This window comes from Mitsuaria sp. RG (genome assembly GCF_028369275.1).
Classification (GTDB): domain Bacteria; phylum Pseudomonadota; class Gammaproteobacteria; order Pseudomonadales; family Pseudomonadaceae; genus Aquipseudomonas; species Aquipseudomonas peradeniyensis.
In genome coordinates this window covers 1-25,062 of sequence record NZ_JAQMYQ010000065.1, presented here as the reverse complement: position 1 = coordinate 25,062, position 25,062 = coordinate 1, and the positions used below count along the sequence as shown (strand labels likewise).

The window sequence follows — 25,062 nt, the reverse complement described above, 5'->3', positions numbered from 1 at the left end:
GGGGCGCGGCCCCCCCCCCCCCCCCCCCCCCCTGGGCCCTGAACTGCAACGACTTTTCCAGCAGGAGCAACAATGACCAACCCACGCAAGCTCGCCATCCTCGCCGCTGCCCTGGCCGTTCTCGGCCTCGGTGGCGCGGCCTGGACCGGTACCCTTGGCAAGGCCGGCAGCGGCCAGGCCCAGCACGACGACCATGGCGAGGAAGGCCATGGCCATGAAGAAGGAAAGGCAGAGGAGCATGCCGACGAAGAGGGCCAGCTGCACCTCTCCGCCGAGCAGATCCAGGCCGCCGGCGTGCAACTGGCCACTGCCGGCCCACAAAGCCTGGGTACCGCCATCAGCTTCCCCGGCGAGATCCGCTTCGACGAGGACCGCACCGCCCACGTGGTGCCCCGCGTCCCCGGCGTGGTCGAGTCGGTGCAGGCCGAGCTGGGCCAGGCGGTCAAGCGCGGCCAGGTGCTGGCGGTGATCGCCAGCCAGCAGATCTCCGAACTGCGCAGCGAGCAGCAGGCTGCCCAGCGCCGCCTGGAGCTGGCGCGCCTGACCTTCGAGCGCGAGAAGCAACTGTGGCAGGAGCGCATCAGCGCCGAGCAGGACTACCTGCAGGCCCGCCAGGCGCTGCAGGAGGCCGAGATCGCCGCCGCCAACGCCGGGCAGAAGGTCGCCGCCGTGGCGCCGGCCGGCAAGGGCAATCGTTACGAGTTGCGCGCACCGTTCGACGCGGTGGTGGTGGAAAAGCACCTGACCGTGGGCGAGGTGGTGGACGAGACCAGCAATGCCTTCACCCTGTCTGACCTGAGTCGGGTCTGGGCCACCTTCGCCGTGGCCCCGCGCGACCTGGACAAGGTGGTCAGCGGCCGTGGCGTCAGCGTCAGCGCGCCGGACCTCGGTGCCCAGGTGGAAGGCAAGGTCAACTACGTCGGCAGCCTGCTCGGCGAGCAGAACCGCGCCGCCACCGTGCGCGCCACCCTGGCCAACCCCAATGGCGCCTGGCGTCCCGGGCTGTTCGTCAACATCGCGGTCACCGTCGAGCGTTTCGATGCCGCCGTGGTGGTGCCGGAAAGCGCCCTGCAGACCTGGGAAGAACAGACCGTGGTGTTCGCCCGTACCGACGAAGGCTTCGAGGCCCGTCCGGTGAAGACCGGGCGCCGCGATGCCGGCCAGGTGGAGGTACGCGAGGGGCTGGCCGCCGGCACCGTGGTCGCCGCCGCCGGCAGCTTCGTCCTCAAGTCCGAGCTGGGCAAAGGCTCGGCCGAACACAGCCACTGACCGGGGACGCCTTTCATGTTCGAACGTCTTATCCAGTTCGCCATCGAGCAACGCCTGGTGGTGATGCTCGCCGTGGTGCTGATGGCCGCCGTGGGCATCCACAGCTACCAGAAACTGCCCATCGACGCCGTGCCCGACATCACCAACGTGCAGGTGCAGATCAACACCGCCGCGCCCGGCTATTCACCGCTGGAAACCGAGCAACGCATCACCTTCGCCATCGAGACCGCCATGGCCGGCCTGCCGGGCCTCAAGCAGACCCGTTCGCTGTCGCGCTCGGGGCTGTCGCAGGTGACGGTGATCTTCGATGACGGTACCGACATCTTCTTTGCCCGCCAGCTGGTCAACGAGCGCCTGCAGGTGGCTCGCGAGCAGTTGCCCGAGGGTATCGAGGCGGCCATGGGGCCGATCTCCACCGGCCTTGGCGAGATCTTCCTGTGGACGGTCGAGGCCAAGGAGGGCGCGCTAAAGGATGACGGCACGCCCTATACCGCCACCGACCTGCGGGTGATCCAGGACTGGATCATCAAGCCGCAGCTGCGCAACGTACCGGGCGTGGCCGAGGTGAACAGCATCGGCGGCCATGCCAAGCAGTACCTGATCGCTCCCGAACCCAAGCGCCTGGCGGCCTACAAGCTGACCCTCAACGACCTGGTCGCGGCGCTCGAGCGCAACAACGCCAACGTCGGTGCCGGCTACATCGAACGCAACGGCGAGCAGTTGCTGATCCGCGCCCCGGGCCAGGTGGCCTCGGCCGAGGACATCGCCAATATCGTCATCTCCAGCGTCGATGGCACGCCGATCCGCGTCAGTCATGTGGCCCAGGTCGGCCTGGGCCAGGAACTGCGCTCGGGCGCGGCCACCGAGAATGGCCGCGAGGTGGTGCTGGGCACGGTGTTCATGCTGATCGGCGAGAACAGCCGCACGGTGTCCCAGGCGGTGGCGGCCAAGCTCGAGGAGATCAACCGCAGCCTGCCCAAGGGTGTGGTGGCGATCACCGTCTATGACCGCACCAACCTGGTGGAAAAAGCCATCGCCACGGTGAAGAAGAACCTCATCGAAGGCGCGATCCTGGTCATCGCCGTATTGTTCCTGTTCCTGGGCAACATTCGCGCGGCACTGATCACCGCCATGGTCATCCCGCTGTCGATGCTGTTCACCTTCACCGGCATGTTCAGCAACAAGGTCAGCGCCAACCTGATGAGCCTGGGTGCGCTCGACTTCGGCATCATCGTCGACGGCGCGGTGGTGATCGTCGAGAACGCCATCCGCCGTCTGGCCCACGCCCAACAGCATCATGGCCGCATGCTGACCCGCTCCGAGCGCTTCCACGAAGTGTTCGCCGCCGCCCGCGAGGCACGCCGCCCGCTGATCTACGGGCAGTTGATCATCATGGTGGTGTACCTGCCGATCTTTGCCCTGACCGGGGTCGAGGGCAAGATGTTCCACCCCATGGCCTTCACCGTGGTGATGGCACTGCTGGGGGCGATGATCCTCTCGGTGACCTTCGTGCCGGCGGCCCTGGCGCTGTTCGTCACCGGCAAGGTGAAAGAAGAGGAGGGCGTGGTCATGCGCACCGCCCGCCGTCGCTACGCCCCGGTGCTGGACTGGGTGCTGGGCCGACGCAACCTGGCCTTCGCCGGCGCCGCCACCCTTGTGCTGTTGTCCGGCGTGCTGGCCAGCCGCATGGGCAGTGAGTTCATCCCCAGCCTCAGCGAGGGTGATTTCGCCCTGCAGGCCCTGCGCGTGCCGGGCACCAGCCTGTCGCAATCGGTGGACATGCAGCAGCGCCTGGAGAAGACCATCATCGCCCAGGTGCCGGAAGTCGAGCGGGTGTTCGCCCGTACCGGCACCGCCGAGATCGCCTCCGACCCGATGCCACCGAACATCTCCGATGCCTACGTGATGCTCAAGCCCCGTGAGCAATGGCAGGACCCGGGCAAGCCGCGCGATGAGCTGATCGCCGAGGTGCAGCGCGCCGCCGCCAGCGTGCCGGGCAGCAACTACGAGCTGTCGCAGCCGATCCAGCTGCGCTTCAACGAGCTGATCTCCGGGGTGCGCAGCGATGTCGCGGTGAAGGTGTTCGGCGACGACATGGAGGTGCTCAACCGCACCGCCGCGCAGATCGCCGCCAGCCTGCAGCAGGTGCCGGGCGCCTCCGAGGTGAAGGTCGAGCAGACCACCGGCCTACCGGTGCTGACCATCGATATCGACCGTGACAAGGCGGCCCGTTACGGCCTGAATGTGGGCGACGTGCAGGACGCCATCGCCATCGCCGTGGGCGGTCGCACTGCCGGCACCCTCTATGAAGGCGATCGCCGTTTCGACATGGTGGTGCGCCTGTCGGAGGCGCTGCGAACCGATGTCGACGGTTTGTCCAGCCTGCTGATCCCGGTACCGGCCAGCGCCGCCGCCGGTGCTTCGCAGATTGGTTTCATCCCGCTGTCGCAAGTGGCCACCCTGAACCTGCAACTGGGCCCCAACCAGGTCAGCCGCGAGGATGGCAAGCGCGTGGTGGTGGTCAGCGCCAACGTGCGCGGGCGTGACCTCGGTTCGTTCGTCGAACAGGCGTCGCAGACGCTGATCGACCAGGTGCAGATACCGCCGGGCTACTGGACCCGCTGGGGTGGCCAGTTCGAGCAGCTGCAGTCAGCGGCCGAGCGCCTGCGGGTGGTGGTGCCGGTCTCGTTGCTGCTGGTCATGGCCTTGCTGCTGATGATGTTCAACAACCTCAAGGATGGCCTGCTGGTGTTCACCGGTATCCCCTTCGCCTTGACTGGGGGGGTGTTGGCGCTGTGGCTGCGGGATATCCCGCTGTCGATCTCGGCGGGGGTGGGCTTTATCGCGTTGTCGGGCGTGGCGGTGCTCAACGGCCTGGTGATGATTGCCTTCATTCGTAACCTGCGTGAGGAAGGTCGAGGCCTGCGCGCCGCGGTGGAGGAGGGCGCGCTGACCCGCCTGCGGCCGGTGCTGATGACCGCGCTGGTGGCGTCGCTGGGGTTCATTCCCATGGCCCTGGCCACGGGCACCGGCGCCGAGGTGCAGCGGCCGCTGGCGACGGTGGTGATCGGCGGAATCCTGTCGTCGACGGCGCTGACCTTGCTGGTGTTGCCTGCCCTGTATCAGTGGGCGCATCGGCGGGATGAGGACAACCAGGCAGAAGGTATGTAACGCTATCTCCTGTAGGAGCGGCCTTGTGTCGCGAAAGGGCCGCGCAGCGGCCCCAGATTTCAGCATTCATGTAACAATCGCCGGGGCCGCTTTGCGGCCCTTTCGCGGCACAAGGCCGCTCCTACAGGTATCTGCGCAGCCAGTGATCCAGACTCAACCTGCCAGCCCCCTTCAACAGCAACGGCAGCAACGCCACCAGGTAGATCAGCGGCAGTTTGAAGTTGCCGAAGCCCTGGTCGGTGATCGCATACCCCCGCCCCAGTTCCGCCAGGCCCGACCACTGGCTCGGCCAGTGCACCGCGGCTATCGCCACCACCGTCACCACCATCAGCACCGCCGAGGCCAGCCGGGTACCGAGCCCCAGCAGCAGGAGCAGCGGGCAGATCAATTCGGCCCACATCGACAGCTGCCAGTTGAGGTCCGCCGGCAGCAGGTCGAACGGGAACGGAAAACTGCCTTGCAGGTCGGCGAACCAGTTGGCGCCGTTGAACTTCTCCAGGCCCGATTCGAAGAACTCCCAGGCCAGGAACAGGCGTAGCGGCAGGTCGGCGCTCCAGTTGCCGGTGTGATCAAGGGCGTTGAACAGCTTCCATTCAGCAAACAGTGGCAGGGCTTTCATGGGCAGGCTTCCCGGTGTAGGCGGCAACGGCGGGGTGCCGTCGCGCTGTTGTGGCCGGGAGTGTGCAGGGCGGGGGTATCGGCAGTGTGTCGGGGGCGATGGGGTTATGTATCGCTGTGTAGCGAGGCTCAGCGATTGCTGGTCAGGCGCTGTTGCGCCGCCGCGCAGCCGTTGATGTCCACCGCCTTCTGCAGGAAGGCCTGGCGCTGGCGGGGGTCGAGCTCACCGAGCAGCCGGTAGATCTCGGCCTGGTAGTCGCGCTGGCGCCCCCACTGCATTTGCAGGCCCTGCGGGCGGGTGCGGCTGCACGCCAGGCGGGTGGCCGGCTGTGGGTAGTAGGCGGCGTACAGGGTGGCCATGCTGGGCACCGCCTCCAGGGCCTCGCGGTAGGCGGGGCTGGCATTGTAGGGCGAACACCAGTGGGCGATGGCCAGCGCGGGCGGGGCGAAGCCTTGCTTGAGGCTGGCCTCCAGCAACGGACAGGCGGCTTCGGCGATCTGTCCTGCCGGCAGATAGGTGGTGTAGTACAGCGCCAGGCGGTACTGCGCCACCGGGTGGCCGAGGGCCACCGACCTCTTCAGCAGGGCCACCGCCGTTGGCAGCGTGTGAGCCATCGCCTGGCCTTGGCGGCTGAGCTCGGGGTCGCCGCCGGCGGTGCGCAGCGGGCTGGCGCCGTCGTCCTGGCTGTCAGCCTGCTCGAGCAGCGGCAACGCCTGGCGATAGAGCAGGTCGGCATGGGGGTCGATGTTCACGTCCAGGGCCTGGGCGCCTGTGGCGGCCAGCAGCAACGGCAACGACGCGACCAGACAGGCGCGGGGACGGGCCAGAAGCGAGGGGACGGCAGGAATGGTCATGGCGGTTACGCGGTTGCCTCGGGCAAATCAGGAGCGACGACGGCCTATTCTATCCATCCGCGTGCGTTCCCCGAAAGCCCGGCGTGCGGCCATCAGACCAGCTTGATCGGCGCGACCTTGCGCAGGGCCTGTCTTTCCTGGGCTAACCCCAGCTTGGCGGTGATCACCTTGGCCAGCGTGTTGTTACCCAAATCATTGAAGTGCAGGCGGTCGACGAACAGGTGCTCGGCGAACACCGGCGAACTGCTGAGCATGCTGTTCATGTCGTAGCAGGGGACCGGGTCGGCCTGGCTCTTGATGCGACGGAAGAAGGCCATGTGCAACTGGCTGTCGAAGGTGTCGCCGAGCAAACGGTCGAAATTCGACGGCTGACACTCAAGCTTGCCGAGCATGGCCTGTTCCGCCTTGGGCAATGCCTCGCGGCACCAGGGCAGCAGCGGCTGCAGGATGAAGGTGAGGGTGGTGTGGCCGTCTGCCAGCAGGCGGTCCCATTGGCGCAGGGTGCGGCCCACGGCATCGGCGGCGCGGATCAGGCGCTTGTCCGGACTCGATAGCGGTTCCACCTGTGGCCAGTGTGCTTCCCGGGCCGGCGCCAGGAGCTGGCCCAGGCGTTGCCAGAATGATTCGCGGCGCGCTTCGCCTGGCGTTTGCACGCCTTCGTTGAAGCGGTTGAGGAAATCCTGGTAGGCCTGCGCCCGGTGCGGGTCCTGTGCGCCGGACAACACCTCGGCGAGGGCCTCCTGGGCCAGCGTGTTCAGGCCGCTGAGCACCACCACGTGACCGATCTGGCCAAAACGGTGCTGATGGGTGAGGAACATCAGCAGTTCCTGGGTGGCGTTCAGGCCGCAACCGGCAAGGCTCAGCCAGATCTCGCCGGTCAGTACCGACAGGTACGAGGCCACAGTATGCTCGTCGGAACTGGCGCCGATGCCCATGGCGGTGGAGCCGCCCACCAACAGGTTGACCCGCGCCGCGCCACCGCGCTCGGCCACCGAGAAGCGCTTGCCGGCGCAATGGCTGTAGCGCATGCCCAGGGCATCGGTGTTGATGGTGCCGGAGCGATAGCCGCGCTCGTGCACGTATAGCGTGTGCGGCGCGCGGCGGCTGCCCAACTGCAGGAAGCGCTGGTAGTCCTGCGCCAGGGGGTCGGGCGTGCCCATGCTGCCGGTGGCGGCGGGGTCGATCGGGGTCATGGGCGCTCCTTCTTTTGGGGGTTGGCTCAGGCGGCCAGCTCCTTGAGGTTGTAGGCCAGGCCGACGCCGGCGATCAGCAGCAGGGCGACCCCCGAGGCCAGGCTGATCACACGGTTGCTGCGCGGCGAGGCGATCTTGCCGATGGCGAAGATGTACAGGCTGAGCACGGCGAAATCGATGGCGATCCACAGCAGCGACAGCACCACCATGCTCTTGCCGAACGACTCGGTGATCTGGATGAACTGTGGGAAGAAGGCGATGAAGAAGATGATGTCCTTGGGGTTGGAGATGCCGACCATGAAGCCCTGCAACAGGCCGCCACGACCCGGCTGCGCGCTGGCCGATGGCTGCGGGGCACTGTCGACCGGTGCTTGCAGCGCCTCGCGCAGGGTGCCAAGGGCGATGTAGCCGATGAACAGGCAGCCCAGCAGGCTCATGCCGCTGAGCCAGGCCTTGTCGATGGCCGCGCTGGTCAGGATGATCCAGGCGGCCGCGCCGATCAGCACCAGTGACGCCCAGTTGGTGCCGACCGCGGTGAACAGGGCCTTGCGCGAGCCCGAGGCGGCGGCGGTGTTGACGATCAGGGCCACCACCGGGCCGGGCGTGGCGATCAGCAGCAGGACGGTGAGGGCGTAGGTGGCGGTCAGTGCGGTATTCACGATCAGTTCTCGGTGAGGGTTGCAGCGGTTGCATGGGCATGGAACGGGCAGCGCGCCGGGCTCGGCGAGCCGGGCTCCTGCAGTTGGTACTGCTTCCATTCGAAGTTGTCGTCCTGGCCAAAGAAGCCCAGGGTGTCGGGCATCACCCCGTCGTTGTAGTGGCGCACCCGTTCGCGGATGCGTGCGCGGATGCGCTGGCCGCTTTCGGTGCTGGCGCTGGCGACCTCGTCGAAGCTTTCCCGCGGGTTGATGACGAAGGCGATGTGCCGGCCCAGGTTGCGGCTTTTCATCAAGCGGTGGGCGGGGAAGCTCATGTTGATGAACAGCGGCATGCCGGCGAAGCAGAACGACCAGCGCGTGTCGTGCGGGTCCTGCGGGACCTCTTCGGGCCAGGGCTGCGGGTCGCGTGCATGGACCTGGTTCAGCACATCCCAGGCCAGTGTCTGTTGCGCCTGCAGCGTTGTGTCGGGCGCCGTCTCGAGGAACACCAGCAGCGGGTTGCCGATGCGCTGCTTGAGCGGAATCGGCTCGATGGTGCGGATGTAGTCACCCAGGCCCCGGGCAATATCGTCGGCCAGCCGTTCGGCACGGGCGAAGACGATGTGGCAGGTGCGCGCGTTGACCGCCTTGCGTCCGAACAGGCACGGGAAGTCGGGGTTGGCGAGGGTTTCCTTGAAGTGTTCTATGGTCTTGTGCGTCCAGTGGTGGCGGTTCTGGACATGTTCATCGGCGAGCTCCAGCGCATCCAGGCGGTAGCAGTTTCCATAACCCGTAAACATGATTTCCCCAGGCATATCCGTATGCAGTGTTTAGTAGGACTTCTCGTTCAATAGATCGTTTTCATTACAACTCGGCAGGTTTGCTATATTTAATTGTTATTTACCGGCATTTTCCGAGATGGTTCCCGCGTTGTAAAACGCCTGGATCTATGACCTACTATTAGCTTCACTCATGCTCTGGAAGGCGCCATGTCGGAACGGATTCAAGCCTTGCACGCCTTGCGCGCCTTCGAAGTGGCCTCGCGTTACGGCTCCTTTACCCGCGCGGCCCAGGAGCTGGCCCTGACCCAGGGCGCGGTCAGCCACCACATCAAGACCCTCGAAGCCCTGTTCGGCTGCGACCTGTTCGAACGCCGCGGCCCCAAGCTGCGCCTGACCGAGCACGGCCGGCTGCTGGCCCAGGAGCTCAAGGTCGGTTTCAAGATCATCGAAAACGCCTGCGCGCTGCTGCGCCAGGACCGCTATGGCGTGCGCCTCAAGGCACCTTCCACGCTTACCGTGCGCTGGCTGCTTCGGGCCCTGGACGGCTTCAAGCGGGTCGACAACAGCTGCTCGGTGCAGTTGTCGAGCGTGTGGATGGACATCGACGCGGTGGACTTCTATTCCGAACCCTATGACTGCGCCATCCTGCTCGGCAACGGGCGCTTTGCGGCAGACGTGGAGAGCCTGAAGCTGTTCGATGAATGGCTGATCCCGGTGTGCCACCCGAGCTACATCGAGCAGGCCCGGCCGGAGCTGTCGGTGCTCTCCAGCTGTGAATTCCTCCACCCCTCGCCGGACCGGCGTGACTGGCGGCGCTGGCTGGCGCGCATGGACGCGCTGGACATCAGCATCGACCAGGGCCAGGTGTTCGATACCCTCGACCAAGGCATCTCGGCCGCCCAGCAGGGGCTGGGCATCTCGGTGGTCGACCTGGTGCTGGCCAGCGCCGACCTGGCCGCGGGCAACCTGGTCACGCCGTTCCCCCACGCGGTGGCCACTGGCGATGGCTACTACATGACCTGGCTCAAGGCCAGCCCCAAGGCCCACCAGATGCACAAGCTGCGCGACTACCTGGTGGCGCAGGTGCCGGGGTTGTCGCACAAGGACATCAGCTACCTGTACGGCTGAGGTCGGTGGCCGGCAGCACCCGTTCGAGCATGAAGTCGATGAACACCCGCAGCTTGGGCGGCATCTGCCGCCCCGATGGCCACAGCAGGTAGAAGCTGCCGCGCCGCTCCATGAAACTTTCGAGCACGCTCACCAGTCTGCCGGCCGCCAGTTCCTTGCGCACGCTGAAGTCCGGCAGGCAGGTGATGCCGCGGTGGTTGAGGGCAAAACAGATGCGCGTCTCGACATGGTTGCAGACCATCGAGATGGGGATCGTGTAGTCCTGCTCGGGGTGCTCCCGGCGCAGCGGCCAGGTTTCCAGCTTGCCGCTGCTGGGGAAGCGGTAGTGCAGGCAGCTGTGCCCGGCCAGTTCGCGGGGATGCTGCGGCGTGCCGCGCTCGCGCAGGTATTCGGGGGAGGCCACCAGGCGATGCTGGAAGTGCCCGAGGAACTTGGCGTTGAGCCGCGAGTCCAGCGGCTGGCCACCGCGCATCACCACGTCGAAGCCCTCGCCGACGATATCCACCATGCGGTCGCTGAAGTCCAGGTCCAGTTCGATCTCGGGGTAGCGCGCCATGAACTCGGCCAGCGCCGGCATCACCAGCCCGGTCACCTGCGGCAGGCTGACCCGCAGGCGCCCGCGGGGCGCGCCGCTGGCCTGGGAGAGTTCCTGCTCGGTGGCTTCGATCTCGGCGAGGATTCTCCGGCTGCGTTCGAGGAACAGTGTGCCCTCGGCGGTCAGGGTGATGCTCCGCGTGCTGCGGTGGAACAGGCGCACGCCCAGGCGTTCCTCCAGCCGTGCCACGCGCTTGCCCACGGCGGACGCACTGATCCCCAGCGACTGGCCGGCGGCGACGAAACTGCGGGTTTCGGCGACCCGGTTGAAGACCATGAAACCGCTGAGGCTGTCCATGTTGCACTCCGATTGCGGACATCGATGTCCTGACTGATCGGAATTGTACCCGGCTTTTTCCGCAATACCCCAGCGGCGCACCATGCCTGCCTTGATCGATAGCCGGAGACAACCATGCATTCACCTTCCCCGACGGCGAGCGTCGCCGCATCCCCCGCCAGCGCTGCACGCCTGCCCCTGAGCGGCCTGCTGGCCCTGGCCCTGACCGGCTTCATCGCCATCCTCAGCGAAACCTTGCCGGCCGGCCTGCTCGACCAGATCGCCGACGGCATGCAGATCAGCCAGGCCATGGCAGGGCAGTGGGTCACGGCCTATGCCCTGGGCTCGCTGCTCACCGCCATTCCACTGGTGACCCTGACCCAGGGCTGGTGGCGGCGCCGCGCGCTGTTGCTGGCCATCGCTGGCTTCATTCTGTTCAACGGCCTCACCGCACTGTCCTCTGACAACACCCTGACATTGTGCCTGCGCTTTCTCACGGGCGCCGCCGCCGGCCTGGCCTGGGGCCTGATCGCCGGCCATGCGCGGCGCATGGTGGCGCCGGCCCAGCAGGGCAAGGCCATGGCGGTGGCGATGCTCGGGCAACCCATCGCGCTGTCGCTGGGCCTGCCTATCGGCACCTGGCTCGGCGCCTGGTTGGGTTGGCGCGCGGCCTTCGTGGTGGTCACGGTCGCGGCGTTGCTGCTGACCGTCTGGGTGGTGCGGGCGGTGCCGGATTTCCCCGGCCAGGCCGCCGGCAAGCGCCCCGCGGCGCTGGCGGTGCTGCGCACGCCGGGCGTGGCGCGGGTGTTGCTGGTGATCCTGGCTTGGATCCTCGGCCACAACATCCTCTACACCTACATCGTGCCGCTGCTGGCGACGGCGGGCATGGCGGCCGAGGTGGGCCAGGTGCTGATGACCTTCGGCCTGGCCTCGCTGGCCGGCATCGTGCTGGTGGGCCTGGGTGTCGACCGTCATCTGCGCGGGCTGGTGTTGCTGTGCCTGGCCGGGTTCGCCCTGGCGACCCTGGCCTTGGGGCAGGCGCAGGGCGCTGCGTGGCTGGTGCATGTCAGCGTGGCGCTGTGGGGGATGACCTACGGCGGTGCGCCGACGCTGTTGCAGACCGCCTGCGCCGATGCGGCGGGCGAGGGCGGCGATGTGGCGCAGTCGATGCTGGTGACGGTGTGGAACAGCGCGATCGCCCTGGGCGGGATCATTGGCGGGCTGCTGCTGGTCGGCGCCGGGGTCGGGTCGTTTGGCGCGGTGGTGCTGGGGCTGGTGGCGCTGGCGTGGCTGCTGGTGTTGAGCGGGCGGCGGACCGGGTTCGTCGCGGGCGCACGTTAGCCCGGGGGAACGCAAGCGTGTAGGAGCGGCCTTGTGCCGCGAAAGGGCCGCGAAGCGGCTCCGGCGATCTTCCATCAACACTGAGATCCTGGGGCTGCTACGCAGCCCTTTCGCGGCACAAGGCCGCTCCTACAAGGGGCAGGGCATGGCTGGGCGTGGGAGCGGGCTTGCCCCGCGATAGGGCCAGGCCTGCAAACACCCCTTTATGCCAGGAGGAACGGTACAATCCGCCTATATTGAGAAAAGCAGCGATCCGAGGTCCCCGCAGTGCCGTTGCAACAAGGCTTCGTCCTGACCCGCCACTGGCATGACACGCCCGAAGGCACCTGCGTGGAGTTCTGGCTGGCCACCGACCAGGGCCCACGGCGCCTGCGCCTGGCCGCGCAGCCCTCGGTGGCGTTCATTCCCGCGGCCCAGGCTGCCCACGCCCGGGCGCTGCTGGCCGACGAACAGGGCGTCGAACTCAAGCCGCTGCAACTGCGCGACTTTGACCTGCGTCCGGTGATGGGCCTGTACTGCCGCCAGCACCGCCAGCTGATCGCCCTTGAAAAGCGCCTGCGCACCGCCGGCGTCGAGGTATTCGAAGCCGACATCCGCCCCCCGGAGCGCTACCTGATGGAGCGCTTCATCACCGCCCCGGTGCGCTTCGATGGCCGCCCCGACAACCAGGGCGTCCTGCACGATGCCCAGGTCAAGCCCGACCCGGACTACCGCCCGCCGTTGCGCCTGGTGTCGCTGGACATCGAGACCAGCGAACGCGGCGAGCTCTACAGCATCGCCCTGGAAGGCTGCGGCCAGCGCCAGGTCTACATGCTTGGCCCGGCCAACGGCGAGGCGGGCGAGTTGGACTTCGACCTGCATTACTGCGCCGATCGCGCCGAGCTGATCGTCTGCCTCAACCAGTGGCTGGTCCGCCACGACCCCGATGCGATCATCGGCTGGAACCTGGTGCAGTTCGACCTGCGCCTGCTGCATGAGCACGCCCAGCGCCTCAATGTGCCGCTGTGCCTGGGCCGCGACGGCGCGCCAATGCACCTGCGCGAGCATGGCAGCCGCAGCCACTTCTTCGCCGAGGCCCCCGGCCGATTGCTGATCGACGGCATCGAGGCCTTGCGCTCGGCGACCTGGAGCTTCCCCTCGTTCAGCCTGGAGAGCGTCGCGCAGCAGTTGCTGGGCGAGGGCAAGGCTATCGATACACCGTACCAGCGCATGGACGAGATCAACCGCCGCTTCGCCGAGGACAAGCCGGCCCTGGCCCGCTACAACCTCAAGGACTGCGAACTGGTGACGCGGATCTTCGCCCATACCCGCATGCTGGACTTCCTCCTCGAACGCGCCTCGGTCACCGGCCTGGCCGTGGACCGCAGCGGCGGGTCGGTGGCCGCGTTCTGCCACCTGTACATCCCGCACATGCACCGCCTGGGCTATGTCGCGCCGAACCTCGTCGGCGGCGAGGGCGAGGCCAGCCCGGGCGGTTTCGTCATGGACTCACGGCCCGGGCTGTACGACTCGGTGCTGGTGCTTGACTACAAGAGCCTGTACCCCTCGATCATCCGCACCTTCCTGATCGACCCGGTGGGGCTGGTCGAGGGCCTGCGCCAGCCGGATGACGCGCACTCGGTGGAGGGCTTTCGCGGTGGCCGTTTCTCGCGCAGCCAGCATTGCCTGCCGGCGATTGTCGAGCGCGTCTGGCAGGGACGCGAGGCGGCCAAGCGCGCAGGCAACGCGGCGCTTTCGCAGGCACTGAAGATCATCATGAACGCCTTCTACGGCGTGCTCGGCTCCAGTGGCTGCCGCTTCTTCGACCCGCGCCTGGCCTCGTCGATCACCCTGCGCGGGCACCAGATCATGCGCCAGACCCGGGCGCTGATCGAGGCGCGGGGCTTTGATGTGATCTATGGCGACACCGACTCCACCTTCGTCTGGCTCAAGGACGCCCACGACGAGGACGCCGCAGCGCGCATTGGCCGCGAACTGGTGGCCGAGGTCAACCAGTGGTGGCAGCGGCACCTGGCCGACACCCTGGGCCTGGAAAGCGCCCTGGAGCTGCAGTACGAAATCCACTACCGGCGTTTTCTCATGCCGACCATCCGTGGTACCGACGAGGGCAGCAAGAAACGCTACGCCGGTCTGGTGCGCCGCGCCGATGGCAGCGAGGAGATGGTCTACAAGGGCCTGGAGTCGGTGCGCACCGACTGGTCGCCGCTGGCTCGCCAGTTTCAGCAGGAACTCTATGGCCGGGTGTTCCGGGGCCAGCCGTACCGGGACTACGTGCGCGGCTACGTCGAGCGCACGCTGGCCGGTGAGCAGGATGAACTGCTGATCTACCGCAAGCGCTTGCGCAGGCCGTTGGCCGACTACCAGCGAAACGTCCCGCCGCATGTGCGCGCAGCAAGGTTGGCGGACGAGTACAACAGCCGTCTCGGGCGGCCCCTGCAGTACCAGCGTGGCGGCTGGATCAGCTACCTGATCACCACCGCCGGCCCGCAGCCGCTGGAGGACCTGCAGGCGCCGATCGACTACCAGCACTACCTCAGCCGCCAGCTGCAGCCGGTGGCGGATGCCATCCTGCCGTTCGTCAACGATGACTTCAGCCGCCTGACTGATCGGCAACTGCTGCTGTTCTGAGTGGGTGGTAGCTATCTAATCATTGCTAGCGCCTCGCTTTGCCTAGCCTCGGGCCTCCACGCACTATGGAGGTCAGCATGCAGAGCAGTAACCAGCAGCCATCGGTTGCAGTCGATAGCCTGGCCGTGGCCCAGGCCTACCAGGACCAAATGATCGCCAAACGGCTGCCAGCCTGGGTCACGCGGTTGAGCGAGTCCGAGTTCACGCTGCTCGGTGATGCCCTGCGCAGGCTCCTGGACTGCGAGCAAAAGCTTTCGGCCGCGTTTGCCCGGATCAGGCATATCGATGTCTTCAGCAAGCCATTGCTGCAACAGGCGCTCCAAGCTCACGGCAATCTTGACCCCGCGGCTATGTACTTTCGGCGTTGGTATGTCTATGAGGCAAACACGGTCAGCTACCTGGCAGGTCGTGTGCTCGTTCCGGACAGCGACTACTACGATATGCCGGTGCTGGAGTCCGCGCTCTACAACTTCACTGAATCCGAGTGTTGGCAACAGCCTCGGCGCAATGCCGTGGTCGATGGCAAAGGCGTTCGTCAGCCGGGGCTGTCCGCGTTGACCCTGGCCAGACTGTGTCGAGCGCTAGACATGGGGCAGCAGTATCAGGATCACCTGGACTCGGTTCTGCTTGCAGGCACCGACGCATACAGTGTCAAGACACTGCTGGCGCAGTTCCTGCGCAGCAGCATGCTTGCCGACGCCTTGCAGGCCAAGGCGCAGGGAGGGCTGAGCGAGGCCGAGCTGCAATTGGTGATTGGGCTGTGCCGGGATGACAAGCTTGGCAGTCTGGAGGGTGCGCCGGTCCATGCCCGGCAACTGAAGATCTTCGGTTGCCCGGTGCAGCGTGTCGTTGTGCTGGATGTCATCGATGAGGGGTGGGTCTTCAATACCAGCAAGCGAGTGCTGGTGTACGTGCCGGGCGACCCACTGGGCGCCTGGAGCGTCAGTGACGATCTTGAGGAGTATGCGCGTCGCGTGCTGGGGCAGCGACTGCGCAAGGATGACTACCGTCGATTCTTCAGCCGTTTCGTGCGCCGTCGTGACAGCCACCGGGTCTTTACGGCGGTCAGCGAGCGCTTGGGTGACCTGGCGGACTGGGCGACCCGCGATCTCGATGAGCAGACCACAGGCTACCGGCTGCCGCTGTTCGAGCATCTGGCGCAGGCCTGGATCGCACAGATCAAGGACGATGCCGCAATGATCGCCCCGCCCGTGGCGCAACTGGACCGTCAGGTGCAGGCCGAACACGACAGGCGCCTGCGCTCCGAAGGCTGGATGTTGCTGACCGTGGCCGGATTGTTCGTGCCATTGCTTGGCGCGGCGCTGGCGGCGCTGATGGTCTACGAGTTGCTGCGCGAGTCCTTTCAAGCCATCGACGACTGGCGCAACGACGAGCGTGATGCCGCCCTCGAGCACTGGCTGAACGTTGGCAAGGGCGTGGTGACGCTGGCTGCGACTGCCGCAACCGTCACCGTGGTTCGCCGCGGCTGGAGCAAAGTGGACCGCTTGGTCTCGGCGCGGCTGGACGATGGCAGTGAAAAACTGTGGAACGGTGATCTGCAGCCCTACCGCGGCGAAGGGCCGCCGAGTGACGCGGTCATCGACGAACAGGGTATCCACCGGCATCGAGCGAGCCGCTGGATCGAGATGCAGGGGCACTGGTATCGGGTCGGCCAGGACCGTGCTGGCCAGCCTTGGCGATTATTGCCTTATCGCGGACACCGCCCGCAGCTGCGTCACAACGATGCCGGGGCGTGGCGGCTCTGGCACGAGCAACCGGCCGAGTGGAGCGGTGCGCACATGATGTTTCGCCGGCTGGGCAGGCCGTTCAGTTCGCTCGATGAACAGCAGATCGACCAGGTCATGGCCATTCACGATTTGCAGGAAGATCACCTGCGGGCCTTGCATGTCTATGGCCGGCGCCCGGATGCGGCAGTGACCGATACGGCCAGCCGCATCCTGCTGGCCAGCCGCATCGGGGAACTGGCTCAGCAGTTGCGCAGTGGCGCGGCCGTCACCGACGCCACGTTGCTTCGGCGCGCACGCGGTCTGCCTGGGGCAAAGGGGCAGGACGGTCAGTCCCTGGCCGATGTGGTATGGCGTCAGCGCCGTGTCCTGCTGCAGCAATGGTATGACTCGGATTTTCCCGATACCGAAGCCAGTTCGATCCTGCGCGGCAGTTTCGCCAGTCTGCACCGTCTGGCGGCAGATGAAGTCTGGCGTACGGCCAGTGCCGATGACCAGGCTGCATTGTTGGATACGCGGCGGGTGCCGTTGTCCATGGCCCAGTCGGCCAGGCGCCAGGTCATGGGCATCCGTATGGCGCGCGTGTACGAGGCGCTGCTATTCGATACGCCGCAGACACTGGACCTCGGACGGGTCGTCCTGAATCTGCTCGGCCGATTGCAGGGGGCTGCGACCAGGCCCGGCTGGCGGCTGTACGATGGCGATGCAGACCAGCCGTTGGTGAGCATCGCGGGGCGTGGAACACCTTTCGATCTGATCCACCGCAATGGCGTGTTCAGCTGTCGTGTGGCAGGCGCTGAGCCCTTGGCGACCGAGGGCGAGCTGTTCGACATCCTGGGCAAAGCCTACGGTAATGAGCAGTGGGCCTCGCTGGGTCTTGACGAACCCCATGCGCCCGCATTGCGCGCACGACTGGCGGCGGATGCCGGCAGCCTGCGGACCCTGATCGCGACCTGGCTGGGCGCGGATCAGCCAAACGGTGCGTTTCTGGCCCCGTTGCCGCTTGGTGACGGCAGGGTAGGCTATCCGTTGAGCGGTGGCAGATTCTGGGCGACCATGGGTCAGCGCCCGCCGCGGGCCCTTCAGGCACGGCTGCGAGACCTCTATCCGGCGTTCAGCGACGAGCAGATCGGGCGATGGCTTCAAGGAGAGGACGCACAGGCGCGCCTGGACGCGTTGGAGCAACAATACAACGTACTGAACAACCACCTGAACCAGTGGGTTCGAGGTGCATTTCCCACATTCGAACTGTTGGCCCGGCGTGCCTTTCGCAAGGGTCTGATCGACTGCTGGCGCTGGTTGGTACCGGAACTGGAAGGCGGCCTGGCGGAGTCGCAACGTTACATGTTGTTCCAGGTCCGCAGTCGGCTGCAGCGCTTGCCGAGCATCCCGTCGTCCGTCAGCTTCCCCCATATCTCGATTCTCGGGCTGCATGACATGCGCCTGGAGTCGATTCCGGATGACTTTCTGCGGGCATTTCCCAATTTGCGCAGCCTGGAGATCACCCACTGTCGGCTCAGGCGCCTGCCCCTGCCGGAAACCCTCACTGGGCAGCTGGAGGTGCTCGACCTGTCGGGCAACCAGATCGCCCTGGATGAGGGGCAAGCCCTGGTCCTGGCCAGCTGCCAGTCGCTGGTGTATCTCAACCTCTCGTTCAATCCACTGGGCAGGAGTTTTTCGGTCTTCGGCATGCCCAGGCTCAATGCCTTGCACCTTCAAGCCAGCCAGCTGGACACCTTTCCCTACGGCGTCATGGACAGCCCGGAGCTGCACACACTGGACCTCAGGGACAACGCGCTTTACGACTTGCCTGAGGATTTTCACCAGTCGAATCTGTGGCGGGTGGGCAGGGTGAACCTGCGTGGCAACCTGTTCGCCGCAGCGCCGGAGTCTTTGAGTCGATGGCATTGGCTGGAAGCCAGTCGCGTGCCTTACCGCCTGCGTTGGCTGGATGTCGTGCCGGTCGAAAGGCGTGACGAGATGTCTGCCCTGTGGACGCAACTGGAAACGGAACAGGGTTCTGCCGACTTTTTCAATACGCTGGCCGCGCTGACTTCATCGGGTAACTTCAAGTCGGCGCCATTGGCCAGGAACTTCGCGGTGCGCCTGTTGGACATGTTCGAATTCATGAGCCGAGACCCTGTGCTCAAGCGGGAGTTGTTCGACAACGCAGCCGTGACTGATTGCCAGGACAACGCAACGATTCGCTTCACAGACCTCGAACTGCGTGTACGGGTGTGGCGGGCGCGACACAGCGAACTGGCACGTCAGCCGGAACAGGCGCTGCTGCACCTGGGTGGGCAGCTCTGGCGGATGAACGTGCTGGATCAGTTCGCGGCTGAGCATGCGCTCAGGGCGGGCGCGAGCAGCGAGTCGATCGAGTTCGCGCTGGCCTATCGCATTGCGTTGCGCAGCAAGCTCGACCTGCCGATCCAGCAGGATGACATGCTCTATTTTGGCATTCCCAACCTCACTCCCTGGGACCTGCACAATGCCACGCATGCGGTCATCGCCGAGCAATCGGCGAACAACCTGGCCCAGTACCTGGCCAGGCAACCATACTGGCAGGACTACTTGCGGGCCAACTACGCCCGCAGGCTCAGGGTGCCATCAGGTATGCATGAAGAGCTGCAGCGGCTCATGGAACTTGGCGACAGGGACCAGGAGATCGCGCGCCTGCATATCGACAACCAGCAACGGGAGCATGAGGTGATGCTGCAGTTGACCCGCGAAGCCATGGGCCGGGCCAGGACAATATCGCTGGGCGCTTCATGAGCAAACTGGAATGCGTGAAGGTGGTAATTAGCTAGCGCCAGGCAAGCCGATGCGTCGGATAGGCTCCTATACCTTTGCGAGCCGGAGCAACGACATGGACAGCGCAGTCAAAAGGTCAGCAGGAAGCATTGATACGCTGGCCATGGAGCAGGCCTACCAGGACCAACTGATCGCCCGGCGCCTGCCGCCGTGGCTGAGTGGCCTGAACCCGGCACAGTTCGCCGTGCTGGGCGAGGCGCTCAAGACCAGCCTGCGCTGTCGTCAGGGATTGAGCATGGCGCTGACGCGGATCCAGGCTATCGACCAGTTTGCCAGGCCGCTGTTGCAGCAAGCGCTGGGCGACCGCCATGGTGTCGTCCAGCCCGTCGATGACTTGTCTTTTCGCCGACAGTATTTCCACTTTGCCAACGAACCTGGCCTGATTGCCGGCCGCTATCCACTTCAGGGGTCGAGTGACTACGAGATCCCTTTGCTCGAAGCGGCCCTGTGCAACTTCACGGCGCAAGAAGCTGGCGCCAACGGACAGCCGCGGCACAGTGCGGTGGTCGACGAAGCGGGGCAGGTCCTGTCTGGCGTGGACGCCACGGGCTTTGCCAGCTTGTGTCGGACGCTCGACCTGGGCGCACAGTATCAACGCCATCTCGACGAAGTGCTGGGGTCGGATGTCGCCGGGCAGAACGTCAAGGTGCTGCTCAGGCAATCACAGCAGGCCAACCTGCTGATCGATGCCTGCAAGGCCAGGGTCGAAGGCGTGCTGAGTGATGCCGAACTGGCCTTGATCACTGGCCTCTATCACGATGGGAAACCGGGCACGCTTGCCGGTGCCCCGGTGATCGCCAAACAGATGAAAGCATTCGGTTGCGAGCTGCAGCAGATCGTCGTGCTGGATGTGATCGACAAGGGCTGGTTGCGCGATACCAGCAAGCGCGTGCTGGTGTACATCCCAGACGACCCCCACGGCCCCTGGAGTGCCCGTGACGACCTGGAGGACTTTGCCCGGCGAGTGCTGGGCAAGCGCCTGCGCAAGGTCGAATACCAGCGCTTCTTCGCACGCTTTGTGCGCAGGCGTGACTGCCAGGTGTTCTTCTCAAGTGTCCAGCAGCGTGTGGGTAATCTGGCCGACTGGGCAACCCGGGACCTCGACGAGCATATGCACGCCTACTCTGGCGCATTGTTCGAGCATCTGGCCAGCGCCCGTATCGCCCAGATCAAGGACGACGCCGCGATGATCGCGCCACCCGTGGCCCGGCTTGATCGGGCGTTGCAGGCCGAGCACGACAAGCGCCTGGCGGCCGAAAGCTGGACCTTGCTTGGCCTGGCCGGTTTGTTCATACCCCAGGTCGGTATCGCGTTGCTGGCGGTGATGGCCTGGGATCTGTTGAAGGAGACCTTCCAGGCCGTCGAGGACTGGCGCGAAGGCGACACCAATGCCGCCCTGGATCACCTGTTGACGGTAGGCAAGAGTACCGCGCTGGTTGGGGCGACGGTGGCCGGGGTGGTGGTGCTGCGTCGAGCCTGGAGCCTGGAGGACGAACTGCTGCCGGCACGGCTGGAGGATGGCAGCGAGAAACTGTGGAGCGGCGACCTCACGCCCTTTCGCAGTGACGCGCCGCCTGCCGCCGCGCAAGTGGACGAGCAGGGCGTCTATCAGTTGGGCAACCAGCGCTGGATCCGCATGGAGGGGCACTACTACCCGGTGCGCCTGCGGGCGAGTGACGAGCAATGGCAGTTGTGCCCGCACCAGGGCCACGGGCCATTGCTGCGCCATAACGACGCTGGCGCCTGGCGGCTGTGGAGCGAGTCGCCGAGCGAGTGGGATAACCGACACAGGATGTTTCGCCGGTTGGGCGGTGCGTTCGAGCGCCTGGACGATGCGCAGGTAGACCAGGCCATGGCGATCCATGGGATGGATGCCGGACAACTGCGAGGTTTGCACGTGTATGGCAGGGCAGCGCAGGCGGAGTTGACCGATACGGTGGCGCGCATGGAGCTGGCCGAGCGGATCCGGGAGGTGACAACTCAACTGCGTGCAGGCGCCCAGGTGGTTGACCTGGCGGTGCTGGAAAAGGCCAAAGGCCTGCCGGGAGCCGGGGAGATGAGCGACCAGGCGTTGGCCGGGCAACTGTGGCACGACCGCCGGATCGTGTTCCGACAGCTGTACGATGAGCAGAATGTCGATACCGAGTCCACCCAGCTTTTGCGACGGGACTTCGCCAGCCTGCATCGGCCGGCCGCGCAGACCTTGCTGCGCGAGGCCAGCGACAGCGACCGGCAACGGCTGCTCGATGAGCGCCGGGTACCAGTGGCAATGGCCCTGGCGGCCAGCACCCGGGTTCGGCGCATTCGCCTGGCCAGGGTGCTGGAGGCGTTGACCTTCGATACCCCGCAGAACCTCGATCTGGCCAGGGTGGTCCTGGCGCTGCTCGAAAAGATGCCTGGCGCGGCCACCGCACCGGCCTGGCGGCTTTACGATGGCGCCGCCAGCGAGCCATTGCTCAGCACCTCGGGCACGGGGCGAGAGCTGCAACTGGTGCATCGCACCGGTGTCTTCCAGCTTGCCTACCACGACGGCGCGGCCATCGGCCAGCCGGGTGAGCTGTTCGCGGTGCTGGCACAGGGTTACGACGCCGGTCAGCGGGCGGCGATGGGTATTGCTGAGCCGTTCGCCGAGTCCCTGCAGGCGGCGCTGGCCCGGCAGGCGTTGCAGCAACGTCAGTCCGTCGCGAGCGTACTGGGCCTGGATCGCGCACCGGTTTCGTTCATGGCCCCGCAACGGCTCGAGGACGGTCGCCTCGGTTATCCACTCAGCGGCTGGCGCCGCTGGTTGGGCATCAGCAACAACCGGCCGCGCGCATTGACGGCCAGACTGCGCGATCTGTATCCGGCGTACAGCGATACCCAGCTCCAGCAATGGCTCGAACAATTGCAGCAGAGCGGCCGGGATGCCGATACCACGCTGGGTGAACTGGAACAGCAGCATGCCCTGCTGCAGGAGACACTGACCACCTGGAAGCGCAAAGCGTTCGCTACGAGCGAATGGGAGGCGCGACGCGACCTGGGGCGCGGGTTGATGGACTGCTGGCGGTTCCTGGTTCCCGAGCAGGCCAATGGTGCGCTGCCGACCGGAGGCTACCTGCTGACCCAGACCCGCAGCCGCCTGCGGCAACTGCCGAGCCTACCTGCCCAGGTCAGTTTTCCCCATGTGTCGAGCCTGGCGCTGAGGGCCATGCGGCTGCGTGAGGTCCCGGACGCGTTCCTGCGGGCCTTCCCCAACTTGCGCACACTGGAGATTACCCACTGCAAGCTGCAGCAGTTGCCGTCAGCGCTCAACGAGCAGCTTGAAGTGCTCGACCTGTCCGGCAACCGCATCACCCTGGATGCCGAGCAAGAACGGATCCTGGCCAACTGCAGGGCGCTGATCTACCTGAACCTGTCGCACAACCCGCTGCGCAGTTCGTTTTCCGTCCGTGGCATGCCGCGCCTGAATGCCTTGTTGCTCAGCCGCACCGAGGCGACCGCCTTGCCCGACGGCGCACTGCAGGCCCCACGCTTGCATACTCTGGACCTCAGCGACAACGGTATCGAGGCGCTGCCCGAGGGCTTTCACCAGTCACATCTGTGGCGCGAGGGCAGGGTAAGGCTGTTCGGCAATCTATTGGCCGTGAGTGTGGACGCGATGGACACGTGGAACCCTGTTACGCAAACCCGGGTGCCCTATCAGTTGCGCTGGCTCGACCTGGTAGACGGGGACGTGCGAGATGACATGGCGGCGGTCTGGGTTCAGCTGGAGAGTGAGGTGAATTCCGCGGAATTCTTCAACCTGCTGGCCGAACTCACCGACTCCGCTGACTTTCACAGCGAGTTTGGCGCCCGCTACCTGGGCGCCCGGCTGTTGCGCATGCTGCAAGCGATGCAGGAGAGCCCGGCGTTGCGTGAGGAACTGTTCGCCAATTCGGCGGTGACCCGCTGCGAAGACAGCGCGACGTTCCGCTTCAGCGATCTGGAGGTACGCCTGAAGGTCTGGCAGGCCGAGCAGGGCACGCTGCCGGGCCAGCGCGAACAGGCCCTGCTGCACCTGGGCGGCCAGCTCTGGCGCCTGCAGCGACTCGACGAACTGGCCTGGACCCACGCCGAACTCATGCCCACCGCGGGCGTGGAGTCACTGGAGGTGGCGCTGGCCTATCGGATCGACCTGCGCGACGAGCTGGACCTGCCGGTCGAGCTCAGCAACATGCTCTACCGTGGCGTGGCCAACCTCAAACCGGCAGACCTCGCCTGGGCGCGCAACTGGATCCGGGCGGCGCAGACCGAGAATGCGATCAGCGAGTGGATGGTGGGCCTGCGTTTCTGGCGGCAATACCTGGAAACGACCTTTGCCGAACGCCTGCGGGTTCCCCAGGCCGACCACGACACCCTGGACGACCTGCTGGCCCTGGATGCCCCGGAGGAGGCAATTGACCGTCTGCATGCACGGTTCCTGCGGCGCGAGCACGACACCCTGGTGGCGCTGACCCGCGAGGCGCTGGCCAGGAACGCGCTTAGCTGGCAGGTGCCGCTGCATTGACGGGCCTCACGGGCGCGGGCATTGAACTATGCTCAGCTCAGCCGTAGACGGTTTCCGGGAGGCAACGGCCAGTCAGGATGGATCCGGTAATGGCAAGTTACCTTTAGCCCAAGCACCGGTCTATCCGGGTGGTTTAGGCTCCCGCGTCGGATCTTTCTCCCTGATCCGCAGTCTTTGGTTTTATCGAGAGAATAAGGAGATGCCCATGCTCGTCCGGTTACTGACCCTCGCCACCTTGCTCGCCGTAGCAGGCCCCTTGTATGCCGCCGACAGCGACGCGCCCCTGGCCAAGGAACTGGGCAAGGCCAGGCCACTGGTGGTCATTGCCCCGAGTTCGGCCGACCCGACCCTACGCGGCCTGGAAGAGGCGCTGAAAGATCCCGCCACCCAGGCCGGATTCAAGGAGCGTGGCCTGGTGTTGTACAGCGTGGCCCAGATGATGGGTAAGCGTGAGGACAAGAACCTCGAGCAGCAGACCACCATGGCCCTGATCCGCGAGCTCAAGCTGGGCGCGAGCAAGGGCACCAAGGTGATCCTGGTGGGCAGGGACGGCGAGCGCCATATGCTCAAGGACGACGACAGCGGCGCGAAGCTCGACCCGCAGGTGATCTTCAAGGCGGTCGACGAACTGCCGGCCAGCGAGAAGGCGGTCATCGCTCCCGAGCCCGTCGCCGCCGCGCCCGCCGAGCCCAAGGCAAAGGACAGCAAGGCCAAGCCTGCGAAGCCCGCCAAACCTGCCGCACCACCCAAGCCGCTGGAGGACTGACACCTCTGCCACGGCCCTCTGCGTGATCAGGGGGCCGTTCGTGTATCTCTGTGTATCTGTGCCTCGCCGCGACCCACTGGCATACAAAACATCGCCTGCCTCGATACATCCGCGACACACCGCTGCGGCTCAATGGCTCCACTTTCCAACCACAGTGGAGCGACACCATGAAAACGACCCGTCAAACCCTCGGCCTGCTCGGCGCCACCCTGCTCGGCGGCATGGTCCTGGGCAACAGTGCCTTTGCCGTAGAACCCCTGGCCCAGGGCTACCAGCTGGCCGCCGCCAAGACCCCGGGCGAAGGCAAGTGCGGCGAGGGCAAGTGCGGTGCCGGCGGCAAGGCCACGCAGAGCGAAGGCAAATGCGGTGAAGGCAAGTGTGGCGCCAGCGCCAAGGCCGGAGCCGAGGGCAAGTGCGGTGAGGGCAAGTGTGGCGACGCCTCGTTCGCCCGCACCGACAGCAACCACGACGGCAAGGTCTCCCGCGAAGAGTTCCTGGCCGTGGCCAAGGACCGCGCGGCTGACTTTGACAAGATCGACCGCAATCACGACGGCTTCATCTCCGAGCAGGAGGCCCACGATCACCTGGCGGCGATCTACAAGGCCAACGGCAAGGCCATGCCTGATGGGCTGTTCAGCCACCTGACCGGCAAGTCCTGAAGCCTGTCGCGGGGCCAGCCCGCTCCCACGCATGACATTGTGGGAGCGGGCTGGCCCCG

At 65.9% G+C, this 25,062-nt stretch carries 15 protein-coding genes; 9 read left to right on the top strand and 6 right to left on the bottom strand.

From position 1 onward, the window contains the following. The first annotated feature begins 72 nt into the window (after positions 1-72). On the top strand, positions 73-1,269 hold the full coding sequence (locus POF53_RS24165) for an efflux RND transporter periplasmic adaptor subunit (RefSeq protein WP_232855543.1): 1,197 nt from the start codon (positions 73-75) through the stop codon (positions 1,267-1,269). A gap of 15 nt (positions 1,270-1,284) precedes the next feature. Further along, on the top strand, positions 1,285-4,440 hold the full coding sequence (locus POF53_RS24160) for an efflux RND transporter permease subunit (RefSeq protein WP_254464131.1): 3,156 nt from the start codon (positions 1,285-1,287) through the stop codon (positions 4,438-4,440). Between the two features lie 121 nt (positions 4,441-4,561). On the opposite strand, the gene POF53_RS24155 is transcribed toward POF53_RS24160, so the two are convergent. The 5 genes from POF53_RS24155 to POF53_RS24135 form a co-directional block, all read right to left on the bottom strand. Further along, a complete protein-coding gene (locus POF53_RS24155) occupies positions 4,562-5,059 on the bottom strand; it encodes an HvfX family Cu-binding RiPP maturation protein (protein WP_498969775.1) in 498 nt (165 codons plus the stop codon). A 128-nt stretch (positions 5,060-5,187) separates the two neighbouring features. Beyond that, positions 5,188-5,913 carry a sel1 repeat family protein gene (locus tag POF53_RS24150; RefSeq protein WP_203652369.1) on the bottom strand — a complete coding sequence of 242 codons (726 nt, stop codon included), beginning with the start codon at positions 5,911-5,913 and terminating at the stop codon, positions 5,188-5,190. A gap of 92 nt (positions 5,914-6,005) precedes the next feature. Then, positions 6,006-7,106, bottom strand: coding sequence for an SGNH/GDSL hydrolase family protein (locus POF53_RS24145; RefSeq protein WP_498969773.1), 1,101 nt, complete (start codon positions 7,104-7,106; stop codon positions 6,006-6,008). Positions 7,107-7,132: 26 nt separating this feature from the next. Then, positions 7,133-7,765, bottom strand: a complete 633-nt coding sequence (locus POF53_RS24140) for a LysE family translocator (protein WP_232855540.1) — start codon at positions 7,763-7,765, stop codon at positions 7,133-7,135. A 2-nt stretch (positions 7,766-7,767) separates the two neighbouring features. Further along, the gene (locus tag POF53_RS24135) at positions 7,768-8,544 is read right to left on the bottom strand and encodes a YqcI/YcgG family protein (RefSeq protein ID WP_203652370.1); all 777 of its coding nucleotides are present in this window, start codon (positions 8,542-8,544) and stop codon (positions 7,768-7,770) included. 189 nt (positions 8,545-8,733) lie between these two features. On the opposite strand from POF53_RS24135, the gene POF53_RS24130 reads away from it, so the two are divergent. Next, positions 8,734-9,654: a LysR substrate-binding domain-containing protein gene (locus POF53_RS24130; protein ID WP_498969771.1), complete on the top strand. Its 921-nt coding sequence runs from the start codon at positions 8,734-8,736 to the stop codon at positions 9,652-9,654. Here POF53_RS24130 and POF53_RS24125 read toward each other — a convergent pair. Next, on the bottom strand, positions 9,635-10,546 hold the full coding sequence (locus POF53_RS24125) for a LysR family transcriptional regulator (RefSeq protein WP_203652372.1): 912 nt from the start codon (positions 10,544-10,546) through the stop codon (positions 9,635-9,637). The genes POF53_RS24130 and POF53_RS24125 overlap by 20 nt on opposite strands. A 114-nt stretch (positions 10,547-10,660) precedes the next feature. Here POF53_RS24125 and POF53_RS24120 point away from each other — a divergent pair, with 114 nt between their 5' ends. The 6 genes from POF53_RS24120 (at position 10,661) to POF53_RS24095 (ending at position 25,003) form a co-directional block, all read left to right on the top strand. Beyond that, positions 10,661-11,866: an MFS transporter gene (locus POF53_RS24120; protein WP_254464130.1), complete on the top strand. Its 1,206-nt coding sequence runs from the start codon at positions 10,661-10,663 to the stop codon at positions 11,864-11,866. 267 nt (positions 11,867-12,133) lie between these two features. Next, positions 12,134-14,494 (top strand): DNA polymerase II, encoded by a 2,361-nt coding sequence (locus POF53_RS24115; protein ID WP_498969768.1) that lies wholly within the window; start codon positions 12,134-12,136, stop codon positions 14,492-14,494. A gap of 77 nt (positions 14,495-14,571) precedes the next feature. Continuing rightward, positions 14,572-19,014: an NEL-type E3 ubiquitin ligase domain-containing protein gene (locus POF53_RS24110; protein ID WP_498969766.1), complete on the top strand. Its 4,443-nt coding sequence runs from the start codon at positions 14,572-14,574 to the stop codon at positions 19,012-19,014. 94 nt (positions 19,015-19,108) lie between these two features. Then, positions 19,109-23,578 (top strand): NEL-type E3 ubiquitin ligase domain-containing protein, encoded by a 4,470-nt coding sequence (locus tag POF53_RS24105; RefSeq protein ID WP_498969764.1) that lies wholly within the window; start codon positions 19,109-19,111, stop codon positions 23,576-23,578. Between the two features lie 205 nt (positions 23,579-23,783). Continuing rightward, entirely contained in the window at positions 23,784-24,344 is a 561-nt protein-coding gene (locus POF53_RS24100) for a DUF4174 domain-containing protein (protein ID WP_203652377.1), read from the top strand. Positions 24,345-24,511: 167 nt separating this feature from the next. Continuing rightward, positions 24,512-25,003 (top strand): HvfA family oxazolone/thioamide-modified RiPP metallophore, encoded by a 492-nt coding sequence (locus POF53_RS24095; RefSeq protein WP_110733818.1) that lies wholly within the window; start codon positions 24,512-24,514, stop codon positions 25,001-25,003. The last annotated feature ends 59 nt before the right edge of the window (positions 25,004-25,062 follow it).